Here is a 17,453-nt window from a genome sequence, read left to right on the forward strand (position 1 = left end):
TGCCAGTGCCAGTGCCAGTGCCAGTGCCAGTGCCAGTGCCAGTGCCAATGTTGTGGGCGGCCGGGGGATGGTCGGCGGTTTTAGGGGCAACCGTGTGATCAGCAACCAGTCGCGCCAGGGCTTCAAATGAGGGATAGGCCTGAAAACGGATGGTTATCAGGCGGTCAGCCGTCAGGATAAACCCGACGGGCGAGGCCTGAAATTCCGTGCCGATTTTTTTCAGCATGGGGGTGGAAAGAAATGCCGCCCCATTCCGCACGCTGATTCGGGACGAACTTTCAATTTCGTTCAGATCATCAAATGTGGGTACAGGCTGGCCACATAGGCGGCTGGCCAGATCATGCTCCTGCGGGGTGGGGTTAAGCAGATCAAGCCAGGTGACTCCTTCTGCATCAGCTTCGTTTTCGACCGCCCGTGCGGGCATGCCGGGCCGGTGGGCCAGAAACATGCAACTCTCCCTGCCTGTCAGTCGCAGCATATGTCTCTGCACTGCCGTGTGCGTACAACACTGGGGGATGCAGGCGGCACGGCAGGGCTTTGCTAGGGTATGCCCGCCTGTGCCCCATGCTGGCAAGGGGCGGGTTTTAACGTATGCGGGGGCTGTGCAAGGGCTTGTGCCTTCTGGTAAGCCAGAAACCTGTCTGGTGGCCAAGGCGGCCCCGACACAACGCGACACAGGAGCGGTAGAACCAGCAATGGCGGACCCGGTAGAACACGGCATAACAGCAACGCAAGCCAATTCCCTTCGGCATGGACCGGACGAACGTGGTCATTTTGGCGGCTGGTATGGCGGTCGCTTTGTGGCGGAAACGCTGATGCCATTGGTGCTTGAGCTTGAGCAGGCCTACAATACCGCCAAGGCAGACCCCGCTTTTCATAAAGAGCTGGATTTTTATCTGCGCGATTATGTGGGCCGTCCCAGCCCCCTATGGTTTGCCCGCCGCATGACGGAAGAACTGGGCGGCGCGAAAATCTACATGAAGCGTGAAGAACTGAATCACACCGGTTCTCATAAGCTGAATAACGTCATGGGACAGATTCTGCTGGCCCGTCGCATGGGGCGCACCCGCATTGTGGCGGAAACGGGTGCCGGACAGCATGGCGTTGCGACCGCAACCGTCTGCGCCTTGTTTGGCATGAAGTGCGTGATCTATATGGGCGCGACCGATGTTGAACGTCAGTCCCCCAACGTGTTTCGCATGCGGCTGCTGGGCGCGGAAGTCGTGCCTGTTACCGCCGGCGCGGGTACTCTGAAAGACGCCATGAACGAGGCCATGCGTGACTGGGTGGCTAACGTCGCCGATACCTATTTTCTGGTAGGTACCGTGGCTGGCCCGCATCCATATCCCGCTATGGTCCGCGATTTTCAGAGCGTGATTGGTGAGGAAACGAAGGAACAGATGCACGCCGCCGAAGGCCGCCTGCCTGATGTTGTCGTGGCGGCTATTGGTGGTGGTTCTAACGCCATGGGGATTTTCCATCCGTTTCTGGATGACCCCTCCGTCCGGTTGATCGGGGTGGAAGCTGCCGGGTGTGGACTTGATAGCGGTAAAACCGCTGCCTCGATCGAGCGTGGCAGCCCCGGTGTGCTGCACGGTAACAGAACCTATCTGCTTCAAAATGCCGATGGGCAGATTGATGAAGCCCATTCCATCAGCGCGGGGCTTGATTACCCGGGTGTTGGGCCGGAACATTCCTGGCTGAATGATATCGGGCGTGCGGAATATGTGGGCGCGACAGATACGGAAGCCCTTGATGCCTTCCAGCTTTGCACGCGTACGGAAGGCATTATTCCCGCGCTGGAATCAGCCCACGCCATTGCATATGCCACCAAAATTGCACAAACTTTACCAAAAGACACCTTGCTGGTTGTGAATATTTCGGGCCGTGGTGACAAAGATATCTTCACCGTTGCCGAACATCTGGGAGTCAAACTGTGAGCCGCATCGCCGCCCGCTTTCAATCTCTGGCCGCCCAAGGGCGCGGCGCGCTCATCCCGTATCTTGAAGCGTATGACCCGGATCTGGAAACATCGCTGGCTCTGCTGAAAGCTATGCCAGACGCCGGGGCTGACCTGATAGAAATCGGTATGCCGTTTTCTGACCCCTCAGCAGATGGTCCGGTTATTCAGGCAGCCGCACGGCGTGGTCTGAAAGCGGGCGCAACTCTGCCGGGCGTGTTGGCCATGGTTGCAGAATTTCGAAAGGATAATGCGGAAACCCCTGTTATTCTGATGGGATATCTGAACCCGATTGAAGCATACGGGTATGACCGTTTCTGCACAGATGCCGCCAAGGCAGGTGTTGATGGGCTCATTATTGTCGATCTTCCCCCGGAAGAAGCTGACGTTATTGAAAAACCGGCTGAAGACGCCGGGCTGGATATCATTCGTCTGGTAGCCCCCACTACGTCTGATGACCGCCTGCGTTATGTGCTCTCTCACGCATCTGGTTTTGTTTACTACGTCAGTATTACTGGCATTACCGGTACACGTGCTGCCAGCACGGATGACCTGAAAGCGGCGTTGCCGCGTATCCGCGCGGCAACCACCCTGCCGGTTGCTATCGGGTTTGGTATTCGCTCTCCCCAGCAGGCCGCCACAGCCGCCAGTATTGCCGATGGTGCGGTTGTCGCGTCGGCGCTGCTGGCCACACTGGCAGACACGCTGGATGCAGAAGGGAAAGCCACAGCCGAAACTCTGCCGCGCGTGCTGGAGCAGATCAAGGCGCTGGCTACCGCCGTGCAGGCCGGAACAGTGAGCGCGGATCAGCCTGCCTGATGCTGCTTTTGTGTTCTGTGTCTGTGTTTGTGGGCGTACGCTAGAGCATGAGTACGTCCTATAGGGTTGCGGTTATTGGCGGTGGCCCCGCCGGGCTGGCGGCAGCAGAAAGTTTGTCGGCCGCCGGGTGCGCCGTGCAGGTAATAGAGCGCATGCCCAGCATAGGCCGTAAACTGCTTATGGCGGGCCGTGGGGGGCTGAATATCAGCCATTCGGAAGCGCCGGATCATCTGCTGGCCCGGTATGGGCAGGCAGCCCCATGGCTGGCCCCAACGCTGGCCGCATGGACGACTGATGATATTCGCGTCTGGATGGCGGGTCTGGGGCAGGAAAGTTTTATCGGGTCTTCGGGGCGTGTATTCCCCACGGCCATGAAGGCGTCTCCCCTGTTGCGGGCGTGGCTTGCGCGACTACAGCACCAAGGGGTTCTGCTTCATACCCGTGTGGAATGGACTGGGTGGGATGCCTCTGGCGGCCTGACTTTTGCCCCCGCCGCGGGTCGGGATGTGCTGCCTGACACATTGCCCAGTCCGTTCGTGGCAGATGCCGTTGTGCTGGCTATGGGCGGTGCAAGCTGGCCCCGACTGGGCAGTAATGGAGCCTGGGTGCCGCTGTTGCGGTCTCACGGTGTTGAGGTCGAGCCTCTGGTACCTGCCAACTGCGGTTTCCGTGCCAATTGGTCCGATCCTCTGCGCACCCGGTTTGCCGGAACCCCTTTGAAACCTGTTGCATTGCGGTTTGCTGATCATACTGTGCGTGGTGAGGTTGTGATTACGGCAAATGGGTTGGAAGGGGGGGCGCTTTATGCCTTATCTGCCCCTTTGCGAACTTGTCTGGCACAGCAGGGACAGGCTGAACTGCTCCTTGATTTGCGCCCTGATCTGACGGTGGACGTTCTGGCAACGCGTCTGGCCAATGTGCGTCCGCGTGAAAGTCTTTCAAATCGCCTCCGCAAGGCTCTGCGTTTGCCACCGGTCGTGGCCGCCTTGTTACGGGAAGCTGGGGAAGTACCCTCCGCGCCTCACGCCTTGGCCACGCGTCTGAAGGCTTTGCCGGTCATGCTCACGGGGCCGGAACCGATTGACCGGGCTATTTCTTCAGCCGGGGGGGTAGTGCAGGCCGCATGTGATGCGCGGTTTATGGTGCGGGCCATGCCGGGTGTGTTTGTTGCTGGTGAAATGCTGGATTGGGAAGCCCCGACTGGCGGTTATCTGCTGCATGCGTGTCTGGCAACAGGCCGTGCAGCCGCACAGGGTGCATTGCAGTGGTTGCGGGAGACCCGCTCCTAGCGGTATCGAGTGGCCCCATGACCAACATGATCACAATGGGTGAAGTGCCGGGTGGCGGCCCCGCACAGATGGACCTTGCCGAGCTTCTGGCAACGCGACTGCTTGTGCAGGGCAATTCGGGCTCGGGCAAATCGCACCTTTTGCGGCGTTTGCTGGAACAGTCTGCCCGACTGGTGCAGCAGGCAATCATTGACCCGGAAGGCGACTTTGTCAGTCTTGCCGACAAATTTGGCCATCTGGTGATTGACGGTGCCGATTGTTCGGAAATGGCCCTGCATGCGGCGGGTGAACGCATGCGTATGCATCGCGCCTCCGTCGTGTTGAATCTGGAAGGTCTGGACGCAGACCAGCAGATGAAATGGGCCGCCGCATTTCTGGGCGGTATGTTCGAAACCCCGCGTGACTACTGGTATCCCGTGCTGGTGGTGGTGGATGAAGCGCAGCTTTTTGCCCCAGCCGCCGCGGGTGAGGTCTCGGACGAAGCGCGGCGTTCCTCGCTCGGGGCCATGACAAACCTGATGTGCCGTGGGCGTAAACGCGGGCTTGCCGGGGTGATTGCCACCCAGCGTCTGGCCAAGCTGGCCAAGAACGTGGCGGCCGAGGCATCGAATTTTCTGATGGGCCGCACGTTCCTTGATATCGATATGGCCCGCGCATCTGACCTTCTGGGGATGGAGCGGCGTCAGGCCGAGGCATTTCGTGACCTGCCACGCGGTACATTTGTTGCCCTTGGTCCCGCTATGTGTCGCAGGCCAACGCCCGTCCGTATTGGTATGGTTGAAACGGAAAGCCGTTCGGCAGGGCCGGTGCTGACACCGTTTGAACCCCCATCGGCCCCGGTGCATGACCTGATTCTGGCCCCGCTGCCTGCTGCTGAAAGTTTCACGCGGCCGCGAAAAGCCCCCGTCGCCCCGCCGCCTGACCTGCTGTCCCAGCTTGCAGCGCATGGTGAGGCACAGGCCGCCGCCGCACAGGTGGAGCAGGAACAGGACGAAACACCGGAAGATCAGGGTGAGCGCGAATCCCGCATGACGGCAATTGTGCGCGATATGATGGCGGATGATGAAACGTCATTCCGGTCAGCATCCGTGCTTTATCAGGATTTTCTGGTGCGCTGCCGTATTGCCGGTCTGGGGCGTAACGCGCTTGATCTGAAAGGCTTTAACCGGGCGCTGGCAACAGCCCGCAGCGGTGTGAGTGAGGATCTGTCGGCCACGCCCCAGTGGCAGGAAGCCGAGGCTCTGGCCGCTTCATTGCCGGAAGATTTGCAGTCAGTCTTTCTATTTCTGGCCCGCACCGCCATTGATCGGCAGCCATGCCCATCCGATTCTGAAATTGCCCGCGTCTATGGCACAGTGTCACAGGGCCGTGCCCGTCGTTTGCTGGAATGGCTGGAAGACAGAAACGTCATAGTGTTGCAGGCAGACGGCATGGGGCGGCGGGTGATTACCGTCATTGGGCCGGGTTGGGAAACGCTGCCGGGCGTGCCGCAGGCGTAATACGCAAAAAAGTGCCACTTTGCGGGCATGACGGGCGCGGCCTGCGGTGCTATAGCCCGAACCATGACGGATGACCCGCCTTTCAGTCCGGCCTTGCTGCCGGCCGGCTTTGTAGACCTGCTCACGCCTGATGCCCGGACCGAGGCAGAAGGTGTGGATGCGCTTATGGGCGTGTTTGCCTCACACGGGTATGACCGCGTGCGGCCACCGCTTATGGAATTTGAGGAAACGCTGCTTGCGGGGTCCGGGTCATCCCTGACCGAGCAGAGCTTCCGTGTGATGGACCCGGACACGCGGCGCATGATGGTGCTGCGGCCTGACATCACCCCCCAGATTGCCCGTATGGCTGCGACTCGCCTTGGTGGTGCTGCGCGTCCGCTGCGCCTGTCTTATTCGGGGTCATGCGTGGTTGTCATGCCTGCGGCGGCTGAAGAAAGCGGTCGGCAGATCATGCAGGCGGGGATCGAGCTGATTGGCCCGGATACCCCTCATGCCGATGCCGAAGTCGTGTCTGTGGCGGCTGAAGCGCTTGATCATCTGGGTGTGCCCGGTGTGTCGTTTGACCTGACCATGCCGCCGTTTGTGCCCGCCTTGCTGGAAGAAGCTGGGGTGCCACCCACCGTGCGCCCCGCTTTGATGCGTGCGCTTGACCGTAAAGACGCCGCCGCAGTGGCAGAACTAGGCGGCATGCTGGCCGAAACGCTTATTGCCCTGTTGCGTGCGGCTGGTCCGGCTGAACAGGCCGTGGCGCTGCTGGCCCGTATTAATCTGCCCCCACGCTCCCGTGCTATTATTCAGCGTCTGGCAGATACGGTTGAAGCTGTGCGGGCGTTGAACCCAACCCTGCGCCTGACGGTTGACCCTGTCGAGTTCCGTGGCTGGAAGTATCATACCGGCGTGTGCGTGACCGTTTTTGCCGTGGGCCGATCAGAAGAACTGGGCCGTGGCGGCCGTTATCTGTGTAACGATAACGAACCAGCCTGTGGCCTCACCTTCCGGCCCGATGTGCTGTTCCGCATGATCCCGCCTGCCGCAGCGCGCCCCAGGGTTTATCTGGCACCGGGTGCTGACCGTCACGTCGCTGCCAGCCTGCGCAAACAGGGCTATGCCACGCTGGCTGCTCTGGGTGGTCTCGCCGTCACAGGCAGCGCACAGGGTGGCGGTGCTGCGGCCCCGACAGGACCAGAGCGTGACCGGGCAGAAGCCCGTCGTCTTGGGTGCAGCCACATTCTTTCAGGTGCCACGTGCACGGAGCTTGAGTAACAGCCGCCTGTTCAAAGCGGTGCCTTTGCCCCTGATGGGGCGCCATCAGGCAGATTTTCCAGGAGCAGACTGTTTATGTCCAACGTCACCGTAATTGGCGCCCAGTGGGGCGACGAAGGTAAAGGCAAGATTGTTGACTGGCTGGCCAGCCGTGCGGACATTGTGGTCCGTTTTCAGGGTGGCCACAATGCCGGCCATACACTGGTTGTTGGCAATCAGGTTTACAAGCTTTCCCTGCTGCCTTCTGGCGTTGTCAGCGGCAAAATCGGTGTTATCGGCAACGGTGTGGTGGTTGACCCACAGGCCCTGCTGGCTGAAATTGCCCGTATTCAGGAACAGGGTTTGGTTGTCACCCCCGACACCCTGAAAATTGCTGAAAACGTACCGCTGATTCTGCCTGTTCATGGGGCTCTTGACCGTGCGCGTGAAGCCGCACGCGGTGACCGTAAAATCGGCACGACAGGTCGCGGCATTGGCCCTGCGTATGAAGACAAGGTTGCCCGGCGTGCCATCCGTCTGTGCGATCTGGCCGAGCCTGAAACGCTTGACTGGAAGCTGGACGAACTGCTGCTGCACCACAACACACTTCTGGCTGGCTTGGGTGCACCGACGTTCAAAAAAGAAGACCTGCTGGCTTTCCTGACAGACATCGCGCCTAAGGTGCTGCCATTTGCTGCACCCACATGGGACATTCTGGATGAAGCCCGGCGTGCAGGCAGTCGCATTCTGTTTGAAGGCGCGCAGGCCGTCATGCTGGATGTTGACCACGGCACCTATCCGTTTGTCACAAGCTCAAACACGGTTGCCTCTAACGCGGGCACAGGGTCTGGTATGGGCCCCAGCGCAGCCGGGTTTGTGCTTGGCATTGCCAAAGCCTATTGCACCCGCGTGGGTGAAGGGCCGTTCCCGTCTGAACTGCATGATGATGTTGGCCGCAAGATTGGCGAACGGGGGCATGAATTTGGCACGGTAACAGGTCGTCCCCGTCGGTGTGGCTGGTTTGACGCCGTTCTGGTGCGTCATGCTGTGCGTGTTGGTGGCGTGAACGGTCTGGCACTGACCAAGCTGGACGTGCTGGATGGATTTGATGAAATCCGTATCTGCGTTGGGTATGAACTTGATGGAAAAACCATTGAGCGTTTCCCATCGTCCCCAGCGGCACAGGCCCGTATCAAGCCAGTATTTGAAACGGTTGAAGGATGGAAAGACACGACGCACGGTGCCCGGAGCTGGGCGGATCTGCCCGCGCAGGCAATCAAATATGTGCGCCGTATTGAAGAACTGGTGGGTGCGCCCGTCACGCTTCTTTCTACCAGCCCAGACCGCGATGATACCATTCTGATGCGTGACCCGTTTGAAGACTGATTACGTCGTTTCAGGTTCAGGTGCGCGCTAAAGACCGCAAGGCTTTTGCCGATCACACCAAACGATAAGAATACCCGGCCCGGTGCTTCCGATGGCCGGGTTTTTTATGCGCCTTGCGGTTGTGGGGCGTATCGCTGTTGAAAGGAGTCAGGTGCTTTGCTGCTGACATTCATGCTCCCCGGTCTCATCGTGATCCTCAACTGGCTTTTGCCGCTGGCACTTCCTTTTGGGGTAAAAGTGGCAATCGGGCTGGGGGTCATGATCGTCTCTTACTATTATTTCTGGTCACGCCTTTCGTCTGGATCGGTGTTTGCGCCTGAATTTCCCCGGCTGATTGTTATCCTGTTTAACTGGTTGCTGGCGGCTGTACTGTTTCTGGCCCTCTTTCAGCTTGTGTTGGATGTCGGCGTGCTTGGCCTTGATCTTGTGCGTTGGCGTCTGGTGTCTCTCCCAGACACTGTGCGGGAAGTAGTTGCCCTTTTCGCCCTTCTGCTCTCAGCGGTAGGGGTGATGAACGCGATCAAAGTTCCGGCCGTCAAAGATGTCCGGGTCACGATTGCGGGCCTGCCGCCGCAGTTTGAAGGCTATCGTCTGCTGCAACTGACAGACCTGCATATCAGTCGGCTGTTCCCTGCGTCATGGGCAAAAGCCGTTGTGGCGCGTGCCAACACTGCCGGGGCTAACCTGATTGTTGTCACGGGTGATTTTATCGACGGGTCTGTTGTAATGCGTCAGGCTGATACCGCACCACTAGAAGCGCTTCACGCCCCGGATGGCGTGCTGGCGGTGGCGGGCAATCATGAGTATTTTTTCGATTATAACGACTGGATGCAGCGTCTCTCTCAGCTTGGCATCACCATGCTGCTGAATACTCATACCGTTCTGGCGCGGGGGGAAGGTAAACTGGTTGTCGCGGGCGTAACGGATTTGTCCGCGTCTGCTCATGGTCAAGAAGGGCCAGATATTACGGCTGCCTTGCAGAACAGCCCTGCCGGGGCGCCTGTTATCCTGCTTGATCACCAGCCGCGTATGGCCGCAACGGCGGCTGATCATGGGGTTGCGCTTCAGCTATCAGGCCACACACATGGCGGCATGATCGTAGGGCTAGACCGCCTTGTGGCGCGTGGAAACAATGGCTTTGTGTCGGGGCGTTATCGTGTAGGTGGCATGACCCTGTATGTCAGCAACGGCACAGGCCTGTGGCCCGGTTTTGCTCTTCGTCTGGGGTGTCCGCCTGAAATGACCCGTTTCACGCTAACGGCTGAAACCTGACAGACCGCCCAGATTTAGCAAAAGCAGGCCCTTTAATGGTCGGGTAACGACACAGGCCTGCTGGTAATTCCGGGACGGAGGGCTTCAGAGCGGACCTTCCGTCGGAACCTGCATGGCGGTTGCGGTCGGGGTCGCTGCAAAACTGCCAAAATGGGGTGTTGTAGGATAAAGGGCGCGAAGCCGGTCCTTACGGGCGTTTTCATCCAATGTGGTAACAATGCCTTCCAGCATGCCCAGTTGCAGCATGCCACGGGCCCGAAAAGCCCCGGAAAGCCGGGCCACAAACGCTTTTAATAAAACTTTCACGGATAGGCGGGTGTCCGTGCCGCTTTGCGGCAGGGAAGTGCGAAAAATACTCATGCGAGCGTATCCTGGAGGTGCATCCGGCACGATTACCGGTCCAGCTCCTTTTCGGTCCCATAATCCAGGAAGTGCGCGTTTGTATATAAAGATTTCGCACATCAGGATGGCATTGTGCGCAATGGCTGCAAAGCGCCAGTTTTCGGGGGCACGGTTGTTTTTTTACACGGCCACAGCCTATTCTGCGCTCGAATCGTTATGGGCAGGTCATGACGCAGAAAACGAACATTCTTGTAGTTGAAGATGATCCGGCACTCTCCCGGCTTATCTGTTATAATCTTGAAAAGCAGGATTATGAGGTCCGTCTGGCAACAGATGGTCAGGACGCGCTAGAGCAGATTGCCAAGCGCATGCCTGATCTGGTTCTGCTTGACTGGATGTTGCCGGGCGTATCGGGGATTGAGGTTTGCCGCCGTCTGCGCGAACAGCCTAAAACCCGGACATTGCCCGTGATCATGCTGAGTGCGCGCGGGCAGGAAACCGATAGTGTGCGCGGCCTTGATACGGGCGCGGATGATTATCTGGTCAAGCCTTTTGGTATGGAAACGCTGTTTGCACGCGTGAAGGCCATGCTGCGCCGTCTGCCACCGCCAAGTAAAACCCTCCAGTTTGAAACGCTGGTGCTTGACCGCGTGGCCCACAAGGTTGAACGCAACGGCCGTCTTCTGGCACTGGGTCCCACCGAATACCGCCTGCTTGAATTCCTGATGAGCCACCCGGGGCAGGTGTTCTCGCGCGAAGAACTTCTGGAACACGCGTGGGAGCGGAGTTCCTACGTGGAGCTTCGTACGGTTGATGTGCATATCCGTCGCCTGCGTCAGACGTTGAACGAAGGGGACGAAAAAGACCTGATCAGAACCGTGCGGGCCCGTGGTTACGCGCTTGATCTGCCGCAGGACTGATCTTGCCTGAAGACCACAGGCGTCGTGAGCCATGATGCATGCTGTGCTGATTGCGGCCTGTGGTGCATTAACCGGGGGGATTCTGGGGGCCGGACTGACGGTTGTTGCCTTGCGTCGCGGGGCTGACCAGCAGATCGAAAATCAACCAGAACCACCCCCGTTCATTCCTGCCAAAGTCCGCATGCTTATGGCGGTCGAGCAGGTTGTGTCCTCCCTCCCATCGGCGGTTCTGGTGCTCGATCAGGACAGGCGGCTGCTTTATGCCTCCCCACAGGCTTATCGTCAGTTTGCTGAAAGCGTGGGCAGCATAGAACGGCATCCTGCGTTTCAGGGTGCGCTTGATCGTTTGGCAACCCGCGGGCGTGATCGTTCTGATGAGGTTGAGGAAGCCCGCATTGTGCTGGACGTTCCACTTCATCGGATTGTGCGCGGTTTTTTCCAGAAAAAAGCATTTCCGAAGAATATTTTTGCCTGCGAGGAAGAACGGGGCGAGGAACGTCGCACGGTTTCCCTGACCTTTGTGGCGTTGTTCGATGTCACGGAAGCGGAGATTACCGAGCGCCAGCATGCCGATTTTGTCGCGTACGCCAGCCACGAACTCCGCACACCTCTGGCCGCCCTGATGGGCTTTATCGAAACATTGCAAGGCCCCGCAGCGGATGACCCGGAAGCCCAGAAAGAGTTTCTGGGTATTATGGCGGCACAGGGCCGGCGTATGCAGCGTCTGCTTGACGGATTGCTGTATCTGTCACGCGTGCAGATGCTTGAGCACCAGCGGCCACGCGGGCAGATCAAACTGACCGATTTATGTGATCGCCTTCAAAGCGAAACTACGATTCTGTTCAGACAGAACAAGGCAGAGCTACACGTCGAACCGCCAGAAAACCCGGATCTTTCCGTGGCTGGCGATGAAGACCAGATGTTGCAGGTGCTGATCAATCTTGTTGAAAACGCCCTGAAATACGGAAGCCATGATGGCGCAGAAGCGCGCTTGGCTCCGCTTGAGGTAACTGTTGGCTGTCATCTGGCATCCCCGCGGGATGGCTGGCCGGGTGGCTCTGGGGTGGTGTTGAGTGTTTCAGACACAGGCCCCGGTATTGCAGCCCGTCACCTTCCGCGTCTGACCGAACGTTTTTACCGGGTACCCAAAACGTCTGCCATTGTGCAGGGCAGCGGGTTGGGGCTTGCCATTGTGCAGCATATCATTACCCGGCATGGGGGGCGCTTTGTGGTTGAAAGCACGGTGGGGCAGGGAACAACCTGCAAGATCTGGCTGCCACTGGCGCAGACTGCCTCTGTCACAAAACAGTAACAAAACTGTCTTAAAGACGTCATTACCTTTTAGGGAACAGACCCTTTAAGGGAGAGGTCAGGCGTAGCACCGCTGCGTTCTTTTATAAGATGTCCAGGGATCATACCGAAATGCGTCTTTCATTCCGGCCACTCGCCATTCTGCTCGCGGCTACCAGCCTTTCCGCCGCGTTGCCCGGCGTCTCCATGGCTGAAAGCGTTACCGGCGCGGGCTCAAGCTTTGCCGCGCCCATCTATGAAGCATGGGGTGAAGCTGCGAAAGCCGCAACCGGCGTTGCTGTGAACTACCAGAGCGTTGGCTCCAGCGCCGGGCAGAACCAGGTTCTTGCCGGAACGGTTGATTTCGGTGCGTCTGATGCCCCGATGGATGCACAGAAAATCGAATCTGCTCATCTGTTCCAGTTCCCCACGGTCATGGGCGGTATTGTTCCTGTTGTGAACATTCCCGGTATGAAAGCCAACGCCCTGCGTCTGAGCGGCGAAGTGCTGGCCGGTATCTACGCTGGTGACATTACCGAATGGAACGACGCCAAGATTGCAGCCCTGAACCCAGGTGTGAAGCTGCCTGATCTGGCCATCGCCCCAATCCACCGTGCCGATGGTTCTGGCACCACCTTCGTGTTCACGTCCTATCTGGCTCGCTCTTCTGATGCCTGGAAGAACAATCTGGGTGCTGGCACGTCCATCTCTTGGCCCGGTGGGCTGGGTGCGCGCGGAAATGACGGTGTTGCTGCGACCGTGCAGAACACTGAAGGGGCAATTGGTTACGTTGAATACGCGTATGCCAGCCGCAACCACCTGACCACCACCAAACTGCGTAACCATGCCGGTGACGACGTGGAAGCAAACCAGACCAGCTTTGCACACGCTGCCGAATCCGCAGACTGGAAGCACGCAACCCACTTCGCGGTTGATCTTCTTGATACGGCTGGTCATGGCGCATGGCCGATTGTTTCTGCCACCTACGTGCTGACCCCTGTTCCCCCCAAAGATGCAGCACGCGGCAAGGCTGTGCGCAGCTTCTTTACCTGGGGCTTTGAAAAGGGCGATGCAATTGCTGCAAAGCTTGATTACGTAGCGCTTCCGCAGTCTGTAAAAACAGACATTCTGTCTTCTTGGAAGTAAGTCTTATTCAGTAAATTTATATATTTCATAAGTTATTTTAGCGAGGGGCTGCCTGAATTTTCAGGCGGCCCTTTTTTCATAAAACTGTCATGAAACCATCACGAAACCATCACGCACAAGCAACGGAAAGACACGTATTCAGCGCTCATCCTTTCTTCACTGGGAACGGTCCCGATGCGCTGTAAAATTGTTGCTTCTTCTCTAGCCTTTGCATCTTTGCTGATGAGTGGTGCAGCGCCCGCTGCTGTTGCCTCTTCTTCAGATGATGCACAAATTCGTGCTCTGCGTCTGGAAATGGCGCAGATGCGTAAGGAAATGATGGGGCAGATTTCTACCCTGAAGGTTCGTCTGGCCCATAGCGAAGCATCAGCTCACAAACAGGGTCACATGGGCCGTGGTGACATGCAGACGGCGGAATCGGGTGTTCATCCGTCCCGTCGCCAGATTGTCGCTGGCGCTACGGACCCACGCGTTCAGTTTGCTGAACCCGCTCCCGGTGCAACACGGATCCGCCTGAACGGTGCAGGCACCCCGACGTCTGACCGTGGCGACGTCATGGATTGGAAATCTTTCCGTCACGCCACCATCAATGATGAAAACGTGCATGTCGGTGGCATGATCGTCGGCTTCCCGAAAGGCCGCTTTACGGTTGCCACGGAAGATGCCGCTTACGCGCTGTCTATCGGTCTGGCCTTCCATGAAGATTTTGGTGGCTTCTTTAACTCCGGCCCCCGTCATGGCGAAGGCCGCGGTGCTTTCAACAGCTTCACCAGCAACATGCGTCGTCTGCGTATTCCGTTCACCTTCCGCTACAAAAACTTTGTTGCGGCCGTCACGCCTGACTTCGGCGCCAACCATAACGACGGTTATGTGGGGCTGTATGAAGGCAACCTGAACTATACCGGTCTGCGCAATACAATTCTGACCGTGGGTTACTTCCAGCCACGCGTGACAGAAGAAGATTCCGAAAGCTCCAACGACTTCTTCACGCTTGAACGTCCAAGCATCACTGACATGGTGCGTAACATTGCCGCAGGTGACGCCCGCTTCAGTGTTGGTGCGCTGCATTATGAAAAACGCTGGTGGGTTGCCGGTTATTTCACCGGGCAGGAATGGGGTCATCGTAACGCGTCTGACGTCAGCTCCACTTACTACGGTGGCGGTAGCGGCACGACCATGGACAGCCAGACAGGGGCTACGCTACGTGTCGCGGGCCGTCCGGTTGCCACAAAAGACTGGGATGTGCACATGGGTGCGTCCGGTATCACGGCCTTCCGTCTGGCATGTAACGCGGCGTCTTCTACGTCGGGCACGGCAACGTCCTGCACACGCTCTACCTCTTTTGGGCAGCGTCCTGAATTTGACATTGGTGAAGCCAATCTGGCGGCTACGGGTGCCATCGCCAGCGCCAAGCAGGTCTGGGCCGCTGGTCCGGAATTGGGCGTTCGCTGGAACCGTCTGCTCATGAAGGGTGAGTATTATCATGTTGGTGTGCAGCGCGAAAATGGCCTGAAAAACGCAGGCTTCCAGGGCTGGTATGGGTCAGCAGCCTATACGCTGTTTGGCACGCCCCGTCTGTATAGCGAAAAAATGGGTGCGTTTACGGCACCTGGCGTGAAGGAAAACGAAGAGTTCAACCCAGCACTGAACCACTGGGGTGCGCTTGAAGTCGTTGGTCATTACAGCGTGATTGACCTGAACAGTAACCTGAACGACAGAAATTCCAAGAACGTGATCCGTGGTGGTCAGCAGACTGTCTGGACGGGCGGCCTGAACTGGTATCCAAACCGTCACTTCCGTATCATGCTTGACTACAGCCACTTCATTGTGTCCCGCAGTGAGCAGGCGACCAACACAGCAGGCCGCACAGGGAACTCTGTTGCTGTCCGTGTTCAGGCTGGTTTCTAATCACAAACCATCCTGCACAATCTTTCTAAAAAAGGGGAGGCTGAAAAGCCTCCCCTTTTTCTATGAACGCATGGTGACAGAAAGTGCAGCACGCTACGCGCAGCGCACAAATCAGGACTGAACTGTGCCTGTAAACAGATATTGTGATGGTGTGCGGGCAAGGCCAACGATGGTTAACCCAGCGTCTTGAGCAAGCCGTAATGCGCGTGTAGTGGGAGCAGAAATGGCAACAAGCGTTGTAAACCCAGCCACAATCGCTTTTTGTGCCATTTCATAAGAACACCGGCTGGTAATCAGGCAGAAGCCTTCTGAAAAATCAGCCTTCTGCCGTATGCCTGCGCCAATCAGTTTATCCAAAGCGTTATGGCGGCCGACATCCTCGCGCAGCAGGGTGACATCGCCGCTGCTGCTACACCATGCGGCCCCGTGGACCATACGCACCTGTGCATTGAGTGTCTGGGCGGCGGGTAAGGCCGCCAAGGCTTTCCGAATAGCTGCAATGGATACAGGTGGTTTTTGCGGAACTTTGGCGAGATGCGTATGTAGGCTTTTCAGGTCATCACTTCCGCAAATGCCGCATCCTGTCCGCCCTGTCATGGCACGACGGGATTGAAGCAATCGCCTGAAATCTTCTCCAGAAATTGCAAGGGATAGGCTTACGCCATCATCCGTTTCTTCAACCCGAATGGCTTTGATGGACTCAGGGTTTGAAACAAGACGTTCCGTTATGGAAAAACCGTAGGCATAATCTTCCATATCCTGACAGGTTGCCATCATGACAGCATAGGGAACACTGTTGAAAACAAACCCGACAGGGGTTTCTTCCGCTAACTTTACGGATATCTGCTCTCTTGTTGTGTCTGTTAGTTTTTCAGCATCCCATGACACAATCAGATCATCTGTCATCAGCCTGTTCCTTATCGGCTAACGTGCAGGCTGTTGCATACTCATCCGGCGTGTTGATGTTGAAAAAGGGATCATAATATCCTGCTGCAAACGTAACTTCGCGGATACCCAGAGTTCGGGCAAACACGCGCACACGCAATTTGTCTGGAAAATCTGGCTTGTTCAGCCAGTCCTGTAACGCATGAAACGCCGATACCGGCCATGTGGCTACCAGCGGATGTTGCCTGCCATCCGATACGGCAACAGCGGGTGCAGGTAGCAGATCAGCCATAAGGTTGGCGGGGATAAACGGTGTGTCACCCGGCACCGTCAGCACTGTTTCAAGATTGTGCGACTGACCCCATGCCAATGCGGCCAACACGCCAGCCAGCGGCCCATAGTCAGGCATCGTATCTGGCAAGATCGGTAATCCCCACGCAGAAAACCGATCGGGGTTTCCGTTGGCACTTATGGCAAGGGCTTGGCACTGTGGCTGTAACCGGTCAATCAGATGGGTCAGAACAGGGACATCGGCAATGGAAAGCAGGGGCTTATCGCACCCGCCCATGCGCAGGCCCTGACCGCCAGCCAGAATAACAGCCCCGGTCCGGGCAGAAGGAGAGTGAAAAATCATGCTGGCAGAATCCTCCTCCCGCTGTGGATGTGCAAGAGGATTTATGGACGGCTGTAAATAAGGAGTTTTGAGAGGCTTTCTACCGCAGACAAATAAAAAAGAACCCCGCAAAAGCGAGGTTCCTGTTTGGTCTTAAGGCGACCCTAAACCAGAAAATAGTCTGGTAAGAGCGGTTTGCTGGAGCAAGTGGATCAGTAGTTACGGGCCGGAAGCACGTTTTTATAAGCAATCATGCACTGCACGTAAGCATTGTCATACTGTTGCTGGATGCCACCCTGACGCGAATTGGAATAAGCGCCACCGCCCAGTGTGCCGCCCAGTGCGCCAGCACCCGCACCAATACCAGCACCAACGCCGCCACCGGCCGCAGCACCCAGACCAGCACCCAGAGCCGTCGTTGCCAGACCGCCCAGCAGAGCGCGATGGTTCTGACGTTCAGCCTGCCCGTTGACACTGCTTGCGGCCTGAGACCGACAGAAATTCTGTTCCTGAGAGAATGTGGCGTAGTCTTTGCCCGGTCCGGGCAGAACCATGGCGGTTGGCCCCATAGGCGTTTCTGCACATGCTGCCAGCACCAGAGCCGGAAGCAGGAAGAAGGAGGCATGTCCAAGTTTCATTGTTCGATACTCTTGTTACGGTTGGACAATAAAATGCCTGATTAATAGAGCATTTTTAAGGCAGGGCAAAATACTCCTAAACAGTAAAAATGCAAACGAACCATGCGCCTGAAGGTTCGCCAAGTTGGCAAAAAAACTCTGCTTACTGGCTGTCAGGAAAACAGGCCGAGTGCTTCAAAGACCCGAAACGTCTTCTTGTGAATTCTTATAAAAGTACCGGTAAAATATTTGTATTCAGACACGG

At 57.4% G+C, this 17,453-nt stretch carries 15 protein-coding genes and 1 pseudogene; 11 read left to right on the forward strand and 5 right to left on the reverse strand.

All coding sequences use genetic code 11. The features are described 5' to 3' along the window. Nucleotides 1–448 (reverse strand): annotated as a pseudogene (locus tag Abin_RS14410) (hypothetical protein); the annotation flags it as partial. Nucleotides 449–695: 247 nt separating this feature from the next. Here Abin_RS14410 and trpB point away from each other — a divergent pair. The 7 genes from trpB (at nt 696) to Abin_RS14445 (ending at nt 9,467) form a co-directional block, all read left to right on the forward strand. After that, nucleotides 696–1,940 carry a tryptophan synthase subunit beta gene (gene trpB / locus Abin_RS14415; RefSeq protein WP_048848304.1) on the forward strand — a complete coding sequence of 415 codons (1,245 nt, stop codon included), beginning with the start codon at nt 696–698 and terminating at the stop codon, nt 1,938–1,940. Beyond that, the gene (trpA, locus tag Abin_RS14420; RefSeq protein ID WP_048848185.1) at nt 1,937–2,779 is read left to right on the forward strand and encodes a tryptophan synthase subunit alpha; all 843 of its coding nucleotides are present in this window, start codon (nt 1,937–1,939) and stop codon (nt 2,777–2,779) included. Before trpB ends, trpA begins: the two co-directional genes overlap by 4 nt. 47 nt (nt 2,780–2,826) lie before the next feature. Next, entirely contained in the window at nt 2,827–4,068 is a 1,242-nt protein-coding gene (locus tag Abin_RS14425; RefSeq protein ID WP_048848187.1) for a TIGR03862 family flavoprotein, read from the forward strand. Nucleotides 4,069–4,085: 17 nt separating this feature from the next. Further along, complete coding sequence (locus tag Abin_RS14430) at nt 4,086–5,567, forward strand: ATP-binding protein (RefSeq protein WP_048848189.1); 1,482 nt, start codon at nt 4,086–4,088, stop codon at nt 5,565–5,567. Between the two features lie 27 nt (nt 5,568–5,594). Further along, nucleotides 5,595–6,830: an ATP phosphoribosyltransferase regulatory subunit gene (locus tag Abin_RS14435; RefSeq protein WP_048848191.1), complete on the forward strand. Its 1,236-nt coding sequence runs from the start codon at nt 5,595–5,597 to the stop codon at nt 6,828–6,830. Between the two features lie 75 nt (nt 6,831–6,905). Beyond that, a complete protein-coding gene (locus Abin_RS14440; RefSeq protein ID WP_048848193.1) occupies nt 6,906–8,195 on the forward strand; it encodes an adenylosuccinate synthase in 1,290 nt (429 codons plus the stop codon). 156 nt (nt 8,196–8,351) lie between these two features. Next, nucleotides 8,352–9,467, forward strand: a complete 1,116-nt coding sequence (locus Abin_RS14445; protein ID WP_371862217.1) for a metallophosphoesterase — start codon at nt 8,352–8,354, stop codon at nt 9,465–9,467. A gap of 84 nt (nt 9,468–9,551) precedes the next feature. Here Abin_RS14445 and Abin_RS14450 read toward each other — a convergent pair whose 3' ends face one another. Continuing rightward, complete coding sequence (locus Abin_RS14450; RefSeq protein WP_048848194.1) at nt 9,552–9,827, reverse strand: hypothetical protein; 276 nt, start codon at nt 9,825–9,827, stop codon at nt 9,552–9,554. Between the two features lie 209 nt (nt 9,828–10,036). Between Abin_RS14450 and phoB the strand changes: the two genes are divergently transcribed. The 4 genes from phoB to Abin_RS14470 all read left to right on the forward strand — a co-directional run bounded on the left by phoB (nt 10,037) and on the right by Abin_RS14470 (nt 15,073). Further along, nucleotides 10,037–10,729, forward strand: a complete 693-nt coding sequence (gene phoB / locus Abin_RS14455; protein WP_048848196.1) for a phosphate regulon transcriptional regulator PhoB — start codon at nt 10,037–10,039, stop codon at nt 10,727–10,729. Nucleotides 10,730–10,760: 31 nt separating this feature from the next. Further along, a complete protein-coding gene (locus Abin_RS14460) occupies nt 10,761–12,041 on the forward strand; it encodes a sensor histidine kinase (RefSeq protein ID WP_052948250.1) in 1,281 nt (426 codons plus the stop codon). A gap of 110 nt (nt 12,042–12,151) precedes the next feature. Next, nucleotides 12,152–13,165: a phosphate ABC transporter substrate-binding protein PstS gene (pstS, locus tag Abin_RS14465; RefSeq protein WP_048848310.1), complete on the forward strand. Its 1,014-nt coding sequence runs from the start codon at nt 12,152–12,154 to the stop codon at nt 13,163–13,165. 174 nt (nt 13,166–13,339) lie between these two features. Next, nucleotides 13,340–15,073, forward strand: coding sequence for an OprO/OprP family phosphate-selective porin (locus Abin_RS14470; protein ID WP_048848198.1), 1,734 nt, complete (start codon nt 13,340–13,342; stop codon nt 15,071–15,073). 111 nt (nt 15,074–15,184) lie between these two features. Here the strand turns inward: Abin_RS14470 and fdhD are convergent, their stop codons facing one another. The 3 genes from fdhD to Abin_RS14485 form a co-directional block, all read right to left on the reverse strand. After that, entirely contained in the window at nt 15,185–15,979 is a 795-nt protein-coding gene (gene fdhD / locus Abin_RS14475; protein ID WP_255319343.1) for a formate dehydrogenase accessory sulfurtransferase FdhD, read from the reverse strand. After that, a complete protein-coding gene (mobA, locus tag Abin_RS14480) occupies nt 15,969–16,592 on the reverse strand; it encodes a molybdenum cofactor guanylyltransferase MobA (RefSeq protein ID WP_048848200.1) in 624 nt (207 codons plus the stop codon). The genes fdhD and mobA overlap by 11 nt, the downstream gene beginning before the upstream one ends. Before the next feature lie 191 nt (nt 16,593–16,783). Beyond that, nucleotides 16,784–17,209, reverse strand: a complete 426-nt coding sequence (locus tag Abin_RS14485; RefSeq protein WP_048848202.1) for a glycine zipper family protein — start codon at nt 17,207–17,209, stop codon at nt 16,784–16,786. Between the last annotated feature and the right edge of the window lie 244 nt (nt 17,210–17,453).

The sequence above is a fragment of the Acetobacter indonesiensis genome (assembly GCF_000963945.1).
Lineage (GTDB): Bacteria > Pseudomonadota > Alphaproteobacteria > Acetobacterales > Acetobacteraceae > Acetobacter > Acetobacter indonesiensis.